Here is a 527-nt window from a genome sequence, read left to right as displayed (position 1 = left end):
TTAATCTAAGTGACTTTGGAATCAGTATAATATTGGCGATTATTATAATGTTATTGATAAAGGGAATAAGCTATGAAATACGGATTAGAAGGAATTAAAAAGAGTTTTGAATAAAAAACAAAGATTTTAAGTTTATATAATGTCATAAATCATTTTGTTTTTAAAAAGGGAGGGAGAAGGATGCAACTAGATAATATCAACAAAACATATCATAATAAATTAAATGATGTTCACGTTTTAAAAGATTTGAATTTTACTTTAAACACTGTTGGTTTGACATTTATTATCGGTAAAAGCGGCAGTGGTAAAACAACATTATTAAATATTTTAGCTGGACGTGATCATGATTATACCGGTACTATGATATTAGATGGAAATGTTGAGTATGTTGAACAGGAATATAATCTAATGGAGAGTCTAAGTGTTTTTGATAATCTGTTTATGCTGTGCAAAGATAAAAAAATGATAGACTTGAAATTAAAACAGTTTGGCTTGTTTGAACATAAGGATAAAAAAGTAAAAAAATT

Annotated in this window: 1 protein-coding gene; it reads left to right on the top strand. The window is 26.4% G+C overall.

The window, feature by feature from the left end:
- Window positions 1-180: 180 nt before the first annotated feature.
- A partial coding sequence (locus B5F09_RS14690) for an ATP-binding cassette domain-containing protein (RefSeq protein ID WP_143357543.1) occupies window positions 181-527 on the top strand: 347 nt, incomplete at its 3' end.

Origin of the sequence: Erysipelatoclostridium sp. An173 (assembly GCF_002160495.1) — a bacterium.
GTDB lineage: Bacteria > Bacillota_I > Bacilli_A > Erysipelotrichales > Coprobacillaceae > Thomasclavelia > Thomasclavelia merdavium.
This window is presented reverse-complemented; position numbering and strand designations above follow the sequence as displayed.